General features: G+C 34.3%; 13 protein-coding genes. 8 read left to right on the plus strand and 5 right to left on the minus strand.

Features of this window, described 5'->3' with window-relative positions; all coding sequences use genetic code 11:
- The first annotated feature begins 1,466 nt into the window (after positions 1-1,466).
- The 3 genes from QE177_RS05455 (at position 1,467) to QE177_RS05465 (ending at position 6,751) form a co-directional block, all read left to right on the plus strand.
- Positions 1,467-3,782: a LodA/GoxA family CTQ-dependent oxidase gene (locus QE177_RS05455; RefSeq protein WP_280551798.1), complete on the plus strand. Its 2,316-nt coding sequence runs from the start codon at positions 1,467-1,469 to the stop codon at positions 3,780-3,782.
- Positions 3,755-4,840, plus strand: coding sequence for a tryptophan 7-halogenase (locus QE177_RS05460; protein WP_280551800.1), 1,086 nt, complete (start codon positions 3,755-3,757; stop codon positions 4,838-4,840). The genes QE177_RS05455 and QE177_RS05460 overlap by 28 nt, the downstream gene beginning before the upstream one ends.
- A gap of 144 nt (positions 4,841-4,984) precedes the next feature.
- Positions 4,985-6,751 (plus strand): hypothetical protein, encoded by a 1,767-nt coding sequence (locus tag QE177_RS05465; protein WP_280551802.1) that lies wholly within the window; start codon positions 4,985-4,987, stop codon positions 6,749-6,751.
- A 252-nt stretch (positions 6,752-7,003) separates the two neighbouring features.
- On the opposite strand, the gene QE177_RS05470 is transcribed toward QE177_RS05465, so the two are convergent.
- A complete protein-coding gene (locus QE177_RS05470) occupies positions 7,004-7,222 on the minus strand; it encodes a hypothetical protein (protein ID WP_280551803.1) in 219 nt (72 codons plus the stop codon).
- A 166-nt stretch (positions 7,223-7,388) separates the two neighbouring features.
- The gene (locus tag QE177_RS05475) at positions 7,389-7,730 is read right to left on the minus strand and encodes a hypothetical protein (protein WP_280551805.1); all 342 of its coding nucleotides are present in this window, start codon (positions 7,728-7,730) and stop codon (positions 7,389-7,391) included.
- 451 nt (positions 7,731-8,181) lie between these two features.
- On the opposite strand from QE177_RS05475, the gene QE177_RS05480 reads away from it, so the two are divergent.
- The 4 genes from QE177_RS05480 to QE177_RS05495 all read left to right on the plus strand — a co-directional run bounded on the left by QE177_RS05480 (position 8,182) and on the right by QE177_RS05495 (position 12,631).
- Positions 8,182-9,162 carry a hypothetical protein gene (locus tag QE177_RS05480; protein WP_280551807.1) on the plus strand — a complete coding sequence of 327 codons (981 nt, stop codon included), beginning with the start codon at positions 8,182-8,184 and terminating at the stop codon, positions 9,160-9,162.
- A gap of 199 nt (positions 9,163-9,361) precedes the next feature.
- Positions 9,362-10,045 (plus strand): hypothetical protein, encoded by a 684-nt coding sequence (locus tag QE177_RS05485; RefSeq protein WP_280551808.1) that lies wholly within the window; start codon positions 9,362-9,364, stop codon positions 10,043-10,045.
- A 526-nt stretch (positions 10,046-10,571) separates the two neighbouring features.
- Positions 10,572-12,191 (plus strand): hypothetical protein, encoded by a 1,620-nt coding sequence (locus QE177_RS05490; protein ID WP_280551810.1) that lies wholly within the window; start codon positions 10,572-10,574, stop codon positions 12,189-12,191.
- Positions 12,192-12,193: 2 nt separating this feature from the next.
- The gene (locus tag QE177_RS05495) at positions 12,194-12,631 is read left to right on the plus strand and encodes a tail fiber assembly protein (protein WP_280551812.1); all 438 of its coding nucleotides are present in this window, start codon (positions 12,194-12,196) and stop codon (positions 12,629-12,631) included.
- Positions 12,632-13,000: 369 nt separating this feature from the next.
- On the opposite strand, the gene QE177_RS05500 is transcribed toward QE177_RS05495, so the two are convergent.
- Positions 13,001-13,237, minus strand: coding sequence for a hypothetical protein (locus QE177_RS05500; protein ID WP_280551813.1), 237 nt, complete (start codon positions 13,235-13,237; stop codon positions 13,001-13,003).
- A 576-nt stretch (positions 13,238-13,813) separates the two neighbouring features.
- On the opposite strand from QE177_RS05500, the gene QE177_RS05505 reads away from it, so the two are divergent.
- The gene (locus QE177_RS05505; RefSeq protein ID WP_280551815.1) at positions 13,814-14,305 is read left to right on the plus strand and encodes a DUF1003 domain-containing protein; all 492 of its coding nucleotides are present in this window, start codon (positions 13,814-13,816) and stop codon (positions 14,303-14,305) included.
- A gap of 77 nt (positions 14,306-14,382) precedes the next feature.
- Here QE177_RS05505 and QE177_RS05510 read toward each other — a convergent pair whose 3' ends face one another.
- Positions 14,383-15,198 (minus strand): polysaccharide deacetylase family protein, encoded by an 816-nt coding sequence (locus QE177_RS05510; protein ID WP_280551816.1) that lies wholly within the window; start codon positions 15,196-15,198, stop codon positions 14,383-14,385.
- Between the two features lie 243 nt (positions 15,199-15,441).
- Positions 15,442-16,578 (minus strand): glycosyltransferase family 4 protein, encoded by a 1,137-nt coding sequence (locus QE177_RS05515; RefSeq protein WP_280551818.1) that lies wholly within the window; start codon positions 16,576-16,578, stop codon positions 15,442-15,444.
- Between the last annotated feature and the right edge of the window lie 494 nt (positions 16,579-17,072).

A 17,072-nucleotide genomic window follows, 5' to 3' on the forward strand; every position in this document is an offset into this window, starting at 1 on the left:
TTACCATGTTTTATTGTTCTTATTGACCGACAAGAACATTCTAAGTATTAGTTTTTGATAATATAAATCTGTATAAAAATAAAATATATACAAAGTAATCTAAGAGTATTTAAAATTAAAAATTAATATTTGCTACTTACTTTTTATAAGATATTTTTATGTTTGCATAGTTTTTAATTTTTTTCTATTTAATTTGAAATAAAAATTATGAATTTCTTATCAATAAGATTAATTTAATATTTTTTTTGAAAATTAACAATTAGGCTAAAAATAAAATAAGCACACATTTATTTAAGTCAGATAAAAACATTTTATTTTTATTAAATAACTTTACCATATTATAAAAATTACTCTGAATTGAAATGTTTTTATGATAGATAAAATTCGTTATTTATAAGAAGAAGATGACAATTAAATAAAAATTTTTACACTTAATCGAAAACGGTATAAAAATTAGGGTTATTTTTAAACCAGTAGCTATCAAAAAACCTGCCTCATAATGGGAATATGGAAAAAATAACAGTATACACAAAGCCGATTTATACTATTATCAAAAAATGATATTAGCTTGCGCTAAGTTAAAAAATATACCCTCCCTTGGCAAAAATGTTACTGGAGGAATAAAAATGCTTTCTATATTAAATCAATGGAAAATTTTTTTACGTTGTTAAATAATTTGATCAGGAAAATGTATTTTATATATTAGCTATGATAAAAAGTCATTATTCTTAATACAAAATAACTATTTAAAATATAAAATAAACTATGAAAACTGAAAATTTTAAATTTAATTTTCTGCTAAAACAGTAAAAAACAAATAAGTTTGATTAAAAAAACACTAGAATTATGAAAAAAATAAAAATGCAATAAAAAAAGATATAATTAAAAATTCCTCTTGATTAATAACATTCAATTAATTATATATATCATCATGTTAATCAAATAATATTTTTATAATAGTATAATCAGAGAACGAACTAGTTTGTTGATAGAAGTATAAAAAGGGAATAGAAAGTGAAAAATTTATTTAATACATGTGAATAGTGGGTAGTTTTTTTAAAGAGGATTATAGATTTGATATGAATATTAATATTGTTACCAGTAAATAGGTAACAATTAACTTAGTTTAATTTATTAAACTGAGTATATAACAAATTTATATTTGCTGTTCGAGCATTAATAACAGTTTTTAATCTTGTTTTATAACATAAAAATATATAGCTAAACAATGTTATAAAATAAATATGACTATTTATTCGCGCTGATTTATTTAAAAGTGCCTAGCAAAGTCATAAGAGTATTTATTGGGTAAAAATTTATAGCTAAACGATCTAATAATGGCCAGCAAAAATTTTTATAAATACTTAATAAAATTAATAAATATTTATTTAAGGTAATAAAATGTAGATATTTAACTATGGCTATGAAAATCAAGCTTAATAACAATATCAATATGGGAAAGTTTTATGAATACAGATATTAACATAAATAGAAATAAACCAGCACCCGAAGTCGCAGGAGTTTTGAATGGCATGCTGGCCGATAGCGCCAGTCAGATAACTGTAATTATTCCGGAATCTGCAAGCCTTAAAAATTATGATCTATTAACCATACACTGGGCAAGTTTTTCTGAGGAAAGTATAGGTAAAAGCTATCCACTACCTATTACTAAAGAAAAAGCAGGGAAAAGTTATTCGTATATTATTTCTGCAGAGGAAATTAAGAAAATTAATAGTACCTCGGTTAAAATTTGGTATTCGGTTCAGCAGGCGGGCGCTAATCAGACTCAGATCTCCGATGCTTTAACCTTAATAATACCAAATTCCCTTGCCATAGATAAAAGGATAGTTTACGCGAAAATTCATCCAGGCATTGGAGTAGGGCGAGTAGGAAACAGTAAAAATGAATTTTATATTGGTCCAGAATATGCGAATGCAGCACCGCTAGAATTTGGAGCAACACGAGATAATACTGGCGCAATTAAACGGCAAGCTGCACGGTTTAGAATTTACGGCTACAACAAGCAAGGTGTTGCAGTTGCGGAACTGACGCCAGACATGGCCGATATCGAATGGAAGGTTGAACTTGCGAACAAAAAATCATCTTGGTATGAATTTTATGCCGCCATGGATCAACCAAAGACTAAGCCAGTTAAACGTCGAAATCCATTAATTACCGGTGAGCAACGCAAACAGTTGGAGGTTAGACCATCAGCTAAAACAATAACGGGTAAGAACAGTAGTGGTGTGCAATTTGATGATGGTAAATTTAAAGAAGTAACTGTTAATCTTGGGGAATTACGCACTGATGACAAAGGACGTTTGCTGGTGCTTGGTGGGCATGGTAAATCAGCATCACCGAGTGGCGCTCCACTGTTAGTTATTGGTGAAGACGGAAAAGAGCAAAATTTCAATAACTCAGTTGACTGGTATGATGATATTTCTGATGGTCCTGTTTCGGCTAAGGTAAAAATCGACGGTAAAGATATTCCTGTTACCGAAGCTTGGGTTATTATGGGACCTCCAGACTATGCCCCAGGGCTAATTCCATTTCGTTCAATGTACGATATGATCAAGCATTCAGCCATGGATGCGGGCATAATCTCACCTGAAGAAAAAACGTCTTATGCTAAGGATATCTTGCCACTGCTACAACGTCTCTCCAATCTGCAGTGGGCTAATCTAGGCTTTGCACAAACATTTGGCCCAGGTGGCTCATTTCAGCTAGATGCAAATCTCATTAATGAATTATCTAAACCAGGAAATGATACTAAACGTTTTAACGTTTATGAGCGATTCCGTTCCCCAGATGATGAAAGTGTTGAGGGAGGAGATAAGATGAAATGGCCTCAGCTGTATGGCGATGGTTATGCTGCTGAATATCCTTCTGGTAAAGGTGATCTTCTGGCTGTTGATCGACAAAATTATAAGCATTTGGAAAATTTCGTATCAGCGAAATTTAGCGCCGATATGACGTGCAATAGATATGTCAATGGTATTTCCTTCCCAGATCCGTGTTATGACAAACCTGTAGATGAAATGCCAATTGCAGAACAGCCGGCCATTTTGGATAAGGGGCCATTATCCTATTGCCTCGCAGATGCATTTCATCCGGGTTGTGAACTGACTTGGCCGATGCGTCATACCTCATTATATAGTGACAGTGACTTTTTACGTATCAAACGCCGTAAGGATGGTGTTTTGGAACAGGATTATGGTGATGTACTAACACCCGAGCAAGCTCTGGCGGCTGATGGTCCTCTTCATGCTCAAGGCCCTGGTGATTTAACACGTTGGATGGCGATGCCATGGCAAGGTGACACCGCTCGCTGCCGCTCAGGTTATGACAAAGAATTTCATCCTTATATGCCATCTTATTGGCCAGCACGAGTACCGAATGAAATTTTGAGTGAGAAAAATTATAAAATATTTATTGACAGTGAGCTGAGTGCCGAAGAGCGCGACAATGCGTTTCAACAGCGTGACAGTTGGCTACGGGCATTTTTGTTAGAAGGTCATGACAATGAGGCCGTAATGCAAGCAGTTGTATCCCGTTTTGATGAACTGGGTATTGTACAACGTATGCCTGCCCCAGAGGATTATTCGTCATGTATTGAAAGCGTATTTGTTGAACAACTTAAGCCCGGTCAACCTCCTTTGCCTGAAGCAGCTTCTGCTTTTAGTGGACGTGTTGATGGCAAGCCAATTGATAACCAAGCCGATTTATTAAAACAAGCAGGATGGACTGAAGAAAAATGGGACAAATTTCGTCGTACACGTTAACACCTTTGACATGTGATGTCCTTATTGCAGGCGCCGGCCCAGCCGGTGCTGTAGCGGCTCGTTTGCTGGCTCTTGCTGGAATACAGGTCGTATTAGTGGATAGTGTCAATATTGAACAACAAAAAATAGGTGAAAGCTTGCCGGGAGCCGCCCGGCCTATGCTTGACAGGCTAGGGCTACTTCCTTGGGTTGAGAAAAGTTCTTCAATCACAAATATGGGTAACTTATCTTGTTGGGGCGGGACACAGTTGGTAGCCACAGATTTTATTCGTGACCCATATGGTTGTGGATGGCATCTCGATCGACAACAGTTCGACCAGAATCTTAGAGATGCTGCTGAAGATGCGGGTGCTTTAATGGTTAAGGGGCGTATATCTTCTATCGCTGAAATTAATGATGGTATACAGGCAAAAGTTGGTGAACAGAGTATTAACGCGGATTGGGTAATTGATGCAAGTGGCAATTCACGCGTTGTTGCTAGTATGTTTGGTGTTTCAAGACACAGAGATGCGCCTTTGTTTGCGCTTTACGCTTGGTGCAGTAATAACACTGTTGATACACGCAGTGTTGTTGAGGCTGTTCCAACAGGATGGTGGTATACAGCTGGGTTACCTGACGAACAACGAGTACTGGCATTTTTTTCCCTACCAGATCAAATAAAAATTCTTCGTGATAAGGATCATTTTATATCTGCATTGAAAGACACGATACATATAGGTCACTGGTGTTGTCCTGAAAAAATCTCCTCAAGTTCGTTACAAGTTACTGATGCGACAGGTAGCTATCTGGATAAAGTTTTTGGTTCACGTTGGTTAGCTGTTGGTAATGCAGCACTGTCACTTGACCCGTTATCTTCCCAAGGAATTTACAACGCAATTTATACCGGTTTACGAGGCGCTGAAGCGGTTAAAGCCGCTTTGATAGATAACGATCGTTCTTTACTTGTCCAGTATGGTGAACGGATTAAGTCTATACGTGCTGCCTACTGTATCGGAGAGCAAGAACCGAGATGGGCAAAACAACCGTTCTGGATAGCACATCAAAATGAACGACGATAACAAGTTTTCGATAGTTTGTTATCGGCAAATTTGTTTGATTTGAATTAAAAATTTTACGAGTTGACTTTATTTATATTTTTTAAAAAAAGTTAACGATTATGATCTTATGTTATGGAGGCGGGTAGTAATATGAGTAAAGATAATATGAAAGATTCTTCCGCAATGCATGCTCCTCCGACACCAGAATGTCAAGAGATGGAAGCGGCAATAGAAGGGATCCGTAAGATGTTTGTCGATAAAGTACAGCATGATCACATCGTTAATAACAGACAGACGCCAGCACGCCGCGCGGCCTTTATTAAACAGCACGGTAGTGCTTATGCAATTTTTCAGGTAAATAATCATCTTCCAGCTCAATATCAAGTAGGAATATTTAAACCAGGTGCTAGCTATAAAGCGTGGCTGCGTTATTCAAGTGATACACCTCACACACTTCCAGATAAAAATACTACGGTCGGTATCGGTATTAAACTGTTCAATGTAGCGGGTCATAAAGCGCTTGAAGAGGATATTAATGCGACGACCCTAGATTTTATTCTGCAAAATACGCAAGTGTTCTTTGCCGCAGATGCTGTTGAAATGTGTGAGTTTAAGGCAGCAGCCTTGAATGGCACTTTAGACGAATGGCTTAAAACACATCCGGAGACGGCTCGCATTTTAGCTGAGATGGGTAGTCGTACTGTTAAGAGTGTTTTAACGGAGCCACTCTGGAGTTGCGTGCCATTTAAGTTTGGTGACTATGATTATTGTAAGTTCAAACTGGCAGTCCAGTCAGTTGCAGATCCTATTCGAACAGTAGATATCAACGCTCCAGGTTATTTAGGTAGAGATATGCAAGAGCGGCTGATACAGCAAGAAGCCAGACTGGATTTCTATGTTCAACTTCGCAATAACCCTCACAAACAGTCTATTACTAACGCTCGTAATCTGTGGGACGAAAAAGAGGCTATTCCGGTTAAGGTAGCAACGTTAATTATTCCGCAGCAGAATATCATGGCACGCGGGCAGGCTGATTATGGAGAGTCTTTATCCTATAATATTTGGCGGACATTGCCCGAAATGGCGCCGGTAGGTAGTATCGCTGAGGCGCGAAAAGTGGTCTACCGATCATCAGCTCAAGTCCGGCGGAATGTCAATGGTCAGACGATTGGCGAGCCAACTGAGCCACGGCCGTCAAGTGCGCCGGTTCCTCCTTATAATCCCAGCCTTGAAGTGCCATGGCCATCAGGAACAGTTGGTGACGTCATAGAAGACTTTCAGAGCTTCGGAGAATATGAAATTCGACCCAACTTTTATTATACTTATGGCCCTCTAACCATTAGCGCTCTTGATATGACGCAGAGTGTTTGGATTACCACCGCACAGCAGGACGTGGCTGGGGTTGTTGATGGCATGGTTGTTCAGTACATTAATAAAAAGGGAAGGCCTGTACCTGGCGAAGATGGTGAGGTTGAGCATACGGTGCAGAGTCTGCGAATTTTGTTAGAAAAAATACCGGCTGAACGTATCCGATTTGGATTGAGCATGAAGTCTGACAGCAACGACGCAACGTTAATAATTACAGCTTATCAAAAGGACAAGAAAGACGAGAAGAAGAATAAGTTAGTTGCTGATCCTGTTATCGTTTCACAAGGTAATGCAGTAATCTATCTTGAAGCGAATAAAGGTGAAAAAATAGATCTTCTGACATTCAAATTCACTGAAGAAACCGAAAGTTTTGAATTGGATAACTTTGTCGTGACATATGCCTCTGAAAAGACTACTGACTACCCACTTTGGCAGGCAGATAAATTATATCATTATGGTGATAGAGTAAGCTGGAAAAACAAAAATTGGCAACTGATAAGTTCCGCAAACCAGGGGTGGGAGCCAGGTGCTCCAGGTTCATCACACTTTTGGGCAGAAATTTAGATATCTAACTGTAGGGATCGGATTTAATTATTGATGAATGACTTTATCGGAATCTGATCCTTAAACCTAAGTCTTTATTCAGTAGGTAAAAGTAAGACTAATCAGCTAAAAATGAAACTAGCTGATTAGTACTATTTTCATCGTTATTCCATTTGGATATTATTCTTTTTTCATTATGCTCAATATAAACTTTTTGCTGTAACGACGATGATGGAGTGGTTAATATTTAATAACAAGGATAATAATTTGATATTAAAGTCTAGGACAAATATTTATTTTTTGACCATTTTCAGTTGTAGAGCCTAGCGGTTGTCCGTATTCAAACTGAGTGTCGCACACCTCATCTGTCGCTATTTTTTCATCTGAAGAATTATCTTTATTAGCATCTGATAAATTATCTTTATTAGCAAAAGCTAGAAAACTGATACCTAAAACAGATGTAATAGCAAATATTTTAATTAGCCGTTTCATAATTTATCCTCAGTGGATGGTTGAAAGCCTTATTCGAAAATAATTTCATTTTTTATTTTCAATAATATTTTGTTGTCAGATTTTAGCGACAATTTTTTGCTAAATGGTTATTTTTCAGCCAAATTTGGCATTTGCTGCCGTTTAGGCAGCAATGAATTAGAGGCTTCTATTGATAATTATTTTCAGAATCACAAAGATTAATTTCGTGTTGAGCATTATGGCAAGGGGTTATAGTATTAGTAAATTGCGAATAAAAAGAGGGGTCTGGGCTACTAAGATCTGCATGTTCCTGTTGTTCGCCATGACCTTCGTGATGACTATGCTCACCATGTGTACCAGTATGCTCACCATGACTGCCATGACCACTATGGCCACCGCCATGACCGCCACCATGACCGATATGACCACCATGATAATTTCTGACATAATTATCAACTTTTGCTGAACTATTAAAAGCAACAAAAGAGAATAGTACAGTGATAAATAGAAACTTAGATAATATTTTCATAATATACCCCAGCTAAATTGTTTGTTTATCTATTTTCATACCGGTAAATTATCAGTAATAAAATATAGTAAAGAATTATTTATATGTAAAATATTACATAATTATGTTTAATATATGAAAATATAATGCTTAAAATATTTGCATTTTTATGTGTTGTACTTTTTAATAAAGTAAGAAAGAGTTAGATGTTTTTTTATATTTTAAATTACCGACTTTAAGTCATCGTTTTATAATTTTACTAATAATAATGAATTCCTTATATCGCCATTTGTTATTACCATAGAGATGTAACGTGGAAATCAAAATAAGCAATGGTGGATATTCCTGAATTGGCAACTTATCAGCGCAAATATAAAAGCTAGCATTCTGCCACTTTGTGCGGCGAAAAAATGTTAGGGGGTATATTTTGTCTATAATAATAATTAACAGCTTGAAGTATAAGATAGGAAAAATGATAAAGAAAAAACAGCAATGGTTTTTTTTCGTTACTCTGATTAGTCATCTGTTTCTTTTTATTTCTTCTGCTATTGCCAATGAAAATAATGACGTAAAGTCCCGGCAATTTATTGTTAATTTGGCTTATGGTAATGGCTGGGCTAGTCAAGGTGGTGAAATGAACTGGGGAAGCTATCAGGTGAGCTTTGGTGAAAAGATAACAGAAAACTTTTTCGCCTCAATGGTTTATTTAAATGAAGGGCATCCCAATAATAATCACCGCGATGGCTTTGCCGTTATTGGTACTGGGGTAGTTGATTTCAATCAACGAGTAAAGTTAGATTTTTCAGTTGGCCCCTATTTTAGTATGAATACAACTCACCGTAATAAACAAGTATATAATGATAAACGGGTTGGCATTTACGGTTCAGTCGCGTTTATTTATTACCTTATTCCAGATGGATTCTTTCTAAAAGCCCAATATAATCATGTGCAAATGTTTAATTCTTTTACAACAGATTCAGTCATGGTTGGTCTTGGGGCAAACTTTCAAAATGAGCTGCCATCTCCATTTCTTGCTAAAGATATGCAGATAAGTTATTGGTTAGGAACCTCGCAAACTAATCGCTCAAAATTACCATTAAAAATCGGTCAGCAACTAGAGTTTAAGCATTTTATCAATGATGCTGCTGCTTATTCAGTGAGTTACCTTTATGAAGGGGATAATGGTCTGATTAATAGGCAAGGAGTTGTTGGACAAATTTGGTATGTCATGCCGATATCAACCCACTGGGAGCTTAGTGCAGGTATGGGTCCTTATTATAACTACGATAGTCATGAGACAAAGAACAAGAATGATTTTGCCGGTGTCATTAGCTTGCAGATAAATTATCAATTAGTTAAGTGTTTAAGTACTAATTTTCGTTTTAATCGTGTTGTTTCATTTAATGATAAAGATCAAGATATGTTTATGGCAGGCATTGCCTGGAACTTTTAATAACATAAGTTAATTATTGTTACTGTTAATTGCTGATAAATTATGACTAGTAGATATCTTTAACGGTTGTTTAATCAATTATACAGCCTATATTATTAAAATATATTTACCAAATATGTTTTATATATCACTTATTTTTATCAATTTAGTTTATTTATTACCGTAAAAACAAGTTAGGAAAAGCGTAAATAGAGGATGTATGCTTAAAGAAAAGTTTTATGTTTTTATATTGATGTTATTGTTTCCTGCTATTGGATTAGCAGCGAGTTGCACCATGTCGAATAAAGATGGTTTTCACCTATATGGAAATGATTTATGTCTATCAACGTTAAACTATATTGATAGCATAGCATCACAAAAACAATTGAATATTAACAGTTTTCGTATATTAGATAATAAAACAGTTATCTTTGCTGCTAACTCTAAGGCAGGTTCATTTTTAATGTTGGCAACGCCAAATAGGATCGTGAAGATTTTAGCTGAAATGCCAAATAAAGATGTCAAAAAAAATATTGAAAGTATCAGACAAGTCGATGTCTTTTTAATAAAAAAAGATATTTATTTCTTATCCAGTGCTTGGGCTACGTCGGGAGCAATACATAAAATAACTTGGAATAAAATAATCAAAGCGGTTAATAATATACCTGTAACTATTGATGATATAAAATTTATAACAAACGGTAATTCATTTTATATTATTCAAAGCGGTAAATATCAGGGTTATATAATTGCTAATAAACATAAATATAGAGCTGGCGGCGGTTCTTATGATATCTACGTTCTGGTTTCTCCTTTGGGTAAAGAAATAAAAGAAATTGGACTAGAAAAACAAAGCGTCAATAATTTTCTATCATTAGTGGGGAGTGGGGAAACATTACAGTAAAAGAACTAGTGAACATTGACATATTAAAGCTAATATTTATTAGCCAGCTAAACAAGTCTGAAGAGAGGTTTTTAGCAATTGATAAAATAACGCATAATCGCAAAAATTTTCCTGAAGCGACCAAACAAAATCATAAAATTTAGCAATCCTAGTTACTATCCTTTATTAAATTAATGACTGCTAATAACATTCTATTTTTCTCTAATATTACTATCAAATATAACATTTCTAACAATATATTACTGCTATCTCATTGATCTCTATCAAAAGCAAATGATAATAATGAGCTCATCAATGAATTTAGCGTAAAGATATTAATAACGGTATTACACCTGGGTTTGATTATTGCTTAAAAGATTTATTGTGGTTATCATCTATATTGACTTGAACAAAGATAGTAACAACGATCGTAAGCACTGAGGTTAGCTAAAGGAATTGATCGGTGATAATTTTAGGGTCATTTAGTTATTCCTGTGTAGGATTTATTATCGCTATTGCATTATTAGTTAAAAGGAGGATAGCAATAATGACGGTAGTTACTGAGGTTTGTGCCAACCAATATATTGGCGATTGCGCTTCAACTGAATTTGATTATAAATTTAAAATATTTAGTGAGCATCATTTAGTTGTCATTATGACTGATGGCAATGGTGATCATGCGCAAAAATTGACATTAAATAAGGATTATACAGTAACCGGGGTTAATTGTGATGAAGGAGGCAAAATCATCTTGTCATCCCCTTTATTTAATGGAAATCATTTATTGATTGAGAGACATTTACCAGCAAAACAAGAGATCGCATTTGAAAAATGTAAACAGTTTCATGCCAAACAACATGAAAATGCATTTGATTATCTCACGATGTTAGTGCAACAAGTGTTAGGAAATGCGTCGCTATTATTGCAGCAGCCCAGTAGGTTAGAAAATTACTTTGATGCGAAGAATTATCGTATTTCTAATATTAGTCAAGCTAAAAATGATAATGATGCAATTAACTTAGCGATAATGCAATCTGCTATAAAAGATATGGAAATCAGATCAATACGGGTTAATGACATTGATATACCTGCCTTACCTGATGCAAAAAGCCGTAAAAATAAGCAGCTTGGTTTTGATCAAAATGGTCAACCGACCTTGTTTGATCTTAATGAATCAGGCATGTCTGATTATATTTTAGTCGATTCATTTGAAAAAGGATTTGAAATAACAAGCCGTTATCATGCATTACAATATGAGAAAGAAAATAGATATTACCGCTGGGCAGGTAAATTACCAAAACAGGTTGTTGAAAATTCTACACCCGAATCGACAGGTGGGATAAAAGCTGGAGCCTGGATACAGACTATTGTCAACTCATACACAAAAAAGGAAATTGATAACCAATTTGTTAAAGTTAAAGATAACAGAGCTGTGCAATTTTCTACATTAGATTTAGTGAGAACAGATAATTATACTGGCATGTCAATGAAGAATAATGTCCAGCATTTAGCTTTATATGTTTCTGGTAATAGTGCTTATACCGTAGTGGCTCGAAATAGTGATAACACCATAAAGTATTCAATATTATTTCCCACTTATTCAAGTACATTGGCTACGACCAATACTTTAGATCATATAACTGCTTATGGATTTAACGCTAACCATCCTACCAGCGACACGGTTATCAGATTAGGTACTGACAAAGGAGACTATGACTTAGTTTGTGCAAGAAATAACCATAGATTTTTTATCCGCAATAATAACACGCATCAAATTATTTATTTGCCAGAAAAACAAGGAACATTTGCTGTTCAAGAGGATAATTATAATAAACAGCAGATTGATGCTAAATTAGTTGCTACTCATTGGAGCGCTAAAAAAGCGGTAAATGGCTGGATGAAAGAGCCCTACACCGGCATAATTATTCAATGGGGACGAGTCCCTAGAAAAAATAGTTCAAGAAATTTCTTTCCTATTGCTTTTCCTAATATCTTAGCCAGCATGGGAGTTGCTAATTTCAATTCTAATTCAAATCTAACAGAATTGTATACACCTAATATTTTAGATGCTAATAATAGCGGATTTACAATGCGCCAAACTAAGGTGACTAATGGTAGTAATGCTTCTCCATTAGTTGATATGAGATGGATTGCAATAGGATGGTAGGGATGAAAAAGGATGATGTTTATTATTTTAGTGCAACAAAGTTATGTTGGTTATCTGAATCTTTGAAAGAGAGTTATATCAGTGCAGGTACTTGGGATGATGAAGCAATTAAAATTCCTTTTAATATATATAAAGAGTATGCACTTTGTGCGCCGCCGGAGGGAAAAATTTTAGGTGCAGATAAAAATGGTGCACCGATTTGGGTTGATATTCCACCTAAAACTAAAAATGAATTAATCAAAGATGCAGAAAATACAAAAATTGAATTAATGCAAAATGCAGCAGCAATTATCACACCCTTACAGGATGCCATTGATTTGAATATGGCAACCGAAGAAGAATGTAAAAAATTAATGGAATGGAAAACCTATCGCGTGCTATTAAGTCGTATAGACATATCAATTGCACCTAATATCGAATGGCCAAAATTGCCCAAATAAAAAAGTTATTTGTTTTGTTATAGAATAAAATCCTGATAATTAATTTATGAACTACTCTCTTTAATTATGATGCAATTAGTTAATTAAAATAGTGCAAATATAATATAGTGAAAATATAAATTACCTTTGATCTAACAGCTGTTTTGTAATAATTTTTACATCTGTTAGATCAGATTAAAATAGTCTATTTTAGAGAATAAAAAAACAGACGGTGATTGGAATTTATTTTACCATTGTTTATTAACAATCTTTTATTTTTCTCCAGGGGAATTCACCACTATCTGGCTCTGGGAAGCCTGGTTCAATACCTTTGCTCCACCATTTTGCTTCCCAAACAGCTTTATTCCATTTGACTTGACTTCCGATCTGCTAAGCTGCCTCTTTTAGCCATGGTGCGGCTGTATAACATAGATCAGCATCACAATTTTTTATTTTTTCCCAAGGTAATTCACCGCTGCCTGGTTCAGGATATCCTGGTTCAGTGCCTTTGATCCACCATTTTGCTTGCCAAATAGCATTATTCCATCTCACTCGCATACCAATTTGATAGGCAGCATCTTTGATCCATTCTGCGGTATTTAGACATATATCATTTTGTTGATTCATATAAATTGCTCCATTGTTTTGTAAAAAAATAAAGTACTTTTACTTTATGTGTATTCGAAATGAATGATATTCTTTTATTTTTTAACAAACGAATTAATTTTTATCAAAAAAAGTTATGTTATAACTAATATCATTCTTTACAATTTAATATATTAATTAAATATTTATATTTTATTTTCATGTGGTCACCAAAAATTAACAATGAAGTGAAATTATATTGTCAATAAATTTATTTTATTGACATAAATTTTTATGTTTTTTATTTAATTAACATTGGTATCTTTATTTCTTTTATGACAGATAATTTCATGTTGATTGTGAATAGCATTTCTGAGTGAGTAACAATTAAATTAATGTTTATGAAATAACGAAAAAAGTATTTTTAATACCAGATTGATAATAAATTAAATTACCTTAATAAAATAATTAGAGTCGTTAGCACTGTTTCTGCAATGAGATAAAATTGGTTTATACTTTCTTTCTATATTGTAGTTGTTAATTTTATTGTTTTTAGTTTTAAACTCGATTTACAAACCAATAATTAGAATGATTTTTATCATAGGGGAGTAGGTAGTTATGTCGGAACATAAAAAATTTCGCTTTTATCAGCCGCTAAAAGGCCTCAGTCATACATTTGGTGATGAATGGTTTGCTCTTAAGGCAGAAGCATTTGCACGCTTTTTTGGCACCCCAGGTTTTTTAATTGGGCAAACTGTTGTTGTTGCTGCATGGATCTACATTAATATAACTGGGATAACTAAATTTGATCCCTATCCGTTTATTTTACTGAATTTAACTTTTAGTCTGCAAGCAGCCTATGCGGCTCCGTTAATATTGCTTGCGCAAACTCGACAATCTGAACGTGATCAAGCACATGCGATAGGGGATGCTCAACATAGAGAAGATTTAGCTGAAGCCATGGCGCAAAGGCAAGCTATTGCGGAATATAACACTGAGCAGTTATTTGTATTACTTCAACAAAACACAGAGTTAACCAAATTAACAAAAGAAATGGCCGAGCGCATTGAAAAATTAACTATTCAATTAGAAAGCCGTACTCGCAAATAAAAATTATTTAGAATAATGGCAAACAATACTTTTATCTAACACAGGCTATTTGCTTAAGGTAAATAGTGTTTATCCAGTTAAGTATATCTAGGTCCTTTATGTAAAGCATAAAGTGAAGAGACAACTGGCGTAGTGTAATAGAAAAGACGACGTTTTAACCACTGTGCATCTTCTCTTTCTTTGGTGCTAATTCGTCCTAATCGCCAAGTTTCTGGTTGGCAAACCCTATTCATACGACGTTCTGTCGTATAGAGATAATTAAATCCCAGTTCTTTTGCAATTTTTGCGTAGTCTCTATTATAAAATCCTTGTGGCCAACATAAGTGCTGACTGCAATAACCAAGTTGTTTGATAAGTATATTACGGCATTGTTCAATATCTGCAATTAATGCTGCATGACGTTTTTCAACATTAGCTTTTAATTGATCCCAACGTAAATGTGAATGTGTGTGATTATGGAATTCAATTAATTCACTAGCTTGCATGTGTTCAATTTCTGACCATCGCAGCATAACATCATCGGCTTGGCCGTTACGGATTTTTATTTCACATTCACGGTGTGAATATTCGATATTAGATAGTTTTCTAACCTGACCATTACCAATATCTTTGGTAATGAGAAAGATACTGGCTTTAAGCTGCAATTGTTCTAACACAGGAAAAGCGTAAATCCAATTGTCTAAATAGCCATCATCAAAAGTGATCATGACACTCTTTCGTGGAAAAGGCTTACCCTGATAAAATTGCTCTAATTCTTTTGTAGAAAGGGTTTTCCAGCCGCTATTAGCTAGCCATGTCATCTGCTGTGTGAAAGTTTTTGGGGATAAAGTAACTAATCCGGGAGACGGGCTAACGTGATGGTACATAAGAATAGGAATAGTTGTTGCATTCATTATATTAATAAAATCATAGATTAATAGATAGTAAATTATTTTTACTCAATTATTAGCATAATAGCAAGTATTTAATAAATTGCATAAATGATAATTTTATTAATCAAACAAATAGTTATAAAAAAAGGGGTGAACACGAATAATTTGTGTGGTTAGCAGACAGATACAGTTAGTTATTAGCATCACTTAATAAATTATCTATCAGTAACAGAATTTTTTTAATCTATCGACACATGATTTGAGCTAATTATTTGATCGTTCCTGATTAGTTTTATCCTGTAAATTAATATTAGACACTTTGCCAATTTGTAATAAACGGAATAAGCATGACTCGATTGAAAATTTCTTGGTTACTTGAAGTTGTCCGCGTTGGGCCATTTCTTGATATTTTTTCGGTTGCTGTAGAAAATCATCAATAGCTGCTATCCAATTGTTGATATCAGATGGTGGCAATAATAGTCCATTACTTTTATCTTGGATAATATCAGGCAGCCCACCCACATTACTAGCAAACACGGGCACAGCAAAGAAAAGTGATTCAACCGCTACCATACCAAATGCTTCCTTAGTAGAAGGAATCACAGTTAAAGATGCATATGAATATATTGAGGAAGAAGGAAAAACAATACCGGCGAGAAATGTTTCAGGTACTAAATCATAGTCAATAATTTTTTTCTTTAATTTAGCCTTACAGGCGCCATCGCCAATAATTAAATAACGAAATGAACGACCCTGGCATTTTAATTGGGCGAGTGCCGCTAAAACGATATCATGTCCTTTCTCTTCTCTTAACATACCGACTTGAATTATGATTGGGGCTGTTCCCTTGTTTATCCAAGTTAAAATATTATCAGCGATAGGGGTATGTTTTTCGGCAACCATTTTAGAAAAATCAAAACCGGGATGAACAACCTTCACCTTTTGTGGCATACAACCACTTTGCAATAAGGTTTCTCGCATTGGTTCGCTGGGAACAATGATATAATCAAATAAGTAATTCATACTGAAGGCTTTTATTTTACCTGACAGATAGGTTTTTTGTCTCAGTACACATGGTCGTTGTTTCTTAGCTAGTGTTTTTACAGCGATGGCAAGGTTATTCGCATCATGTCCACTGTGGCAAATGGCTAAAATTGCTTGTTGTTGGCGTAGTAGTTTGCGTAGGCGTATGATTGAGGCAGGGTGAGCACTATTAATAAATGCAACATGATAGATTGGAATGTTATTTTTTTTTGCTTCATGTGCAATTTGACTGTCGATATGGCAAGCTAAAGTTACGTTAAAGCCTCGATGAATTAATCCTTTCATTTGTAGTAAAGCCTGAGCTTCTTGGCCACCAAAGTTCATCGAAGATTCGGTATAGATAATGGATGTATTCATAGTATACCCTGATAGTTAGCCCGCTTGTTAATTGACTTGCTATTCAATCAACACAAAAAATAACATAATATTCTAATTTCTTTATTATTTTAGCTAAAAGATTTAGCGCCATAAGTTAGTAGTCTGTAACAAAACCGTTCTGTATCTAATGTTATAACTTTGTTATATTGAAGTATTTAATCAGAATGTGTTAACTATGCTTACTTTAACTAATTGTAGTATTTTTTTATAGTAATTTTTCCTCTTATTTTTCATGATTTAGATTTTATAGCATCATTTTCTATATTTTATAATTATTTATTTATGATTATAAAAATATCAAAGGTATAAGATTGCGATGAGATGATATTAATACTATTTTGGTGCGCAACTGATGCATATAGCGTTAAACTAAGACAAGTATTATAATGAATAATAATTTTATTATGACTATCATGTAATTAATTGATAATCTATATAAAGTTGTTAAAATATTTAATCCAATAGCTATGCAA

Source organism: Arsenophonus sp. aPb, assembly GCF_029873475.1.
Taxonomy (GTDB): Bacteria; Pseudomonadota; Gammaproteobacteria; order Enterobacterales; family Enterobacteriaceae; genus Arsenophonus.

Coding starts and splice junctions, on each gene's coding strand:
- QE177_RS05455 (WP_280551798.1), top strand. CDS start 1,467: ATGAATACAGATATTAACATAAATAGAAATAAACCAGCACCCGAAGTC.
- QE177_RS05510 (WP_280551816.1), bottom strand. CDS start 15,198: ATGAATGCAACAACTATTCCTATTCTTATGTACCATCACGTTAGCCCG.
- QE177_RS05480 (WP_280551807.1), top strand. CDS start 8,182: ATGATAAAGAAAAAACAGCAATGGTTTTTTTTCGTTACTCTGATTAGT.
- QE177_RS05475 (WP_280551805.1), bottom strand. CDS start 7,730: ATGAAAATATTATCTAAGTTTCTATTTATCACTGTACTATTCTCTTTT.
- QE177_RS05495 (WP_280551812.1), top strand. CDS start 12,194: ATGAAAAAGGATGATGTTTATTATTTTAGTGCAACAAAGTTATGTTGG.
- QE177_RS05485 (WP_280551808.1), top strand. CDS start 9,362: ATGCTTAAAGAAAAGTTTTATGTTTTTATATTGATGTTATTGTTTCCT.
- QE177_RS05490 (WP_280551810.1), top strand. CDS start 10,572: ATGACGGTAGTTACTGAGGTTTGTGCCAACCAATATATTGGCGATTGC.
- QE177_RS05505 (WP_280551815.1), top strand. CDS start 13,814: ATGTCGGAACATAAAAAATTTCGCTTTTATCAGCCGCTAAAAGGCCTC.
- QE177_RS05500 (WP_280551813.1), bottom strand. CDS start 13,237: ATGAATCAACAAAATGATATATGTCTAAATACCGCAGAATGGATCAAA.
- QE177_RS05465 (WP_280551802.1), top strand. CDS start 4,985: ATGAAAGATTCTTCCGCAATGCATGCTCCTCCGACACCAGAATGTCAA.
- QE177_RS05515 (WP_280551818.1), bottom strand. CDS start 16,578: ATGAATACATCCATTATCTATACCGAATCTTCGATGAACTTTGGTGGC.
- QE177_RS05470 (WP_280551803.1), bottom strand. CDS start 7,222: ATGAAACGGCTAATTAAAATATTTGCTATTACATCTGTTTTAGGTATC.
- QE177_RS05460 (WP_280551800.1), top strand. CDS start 3,755: ATGGGACAAATTTCGTCGTACACGTTAACACCTTTGACATGTGATGTC.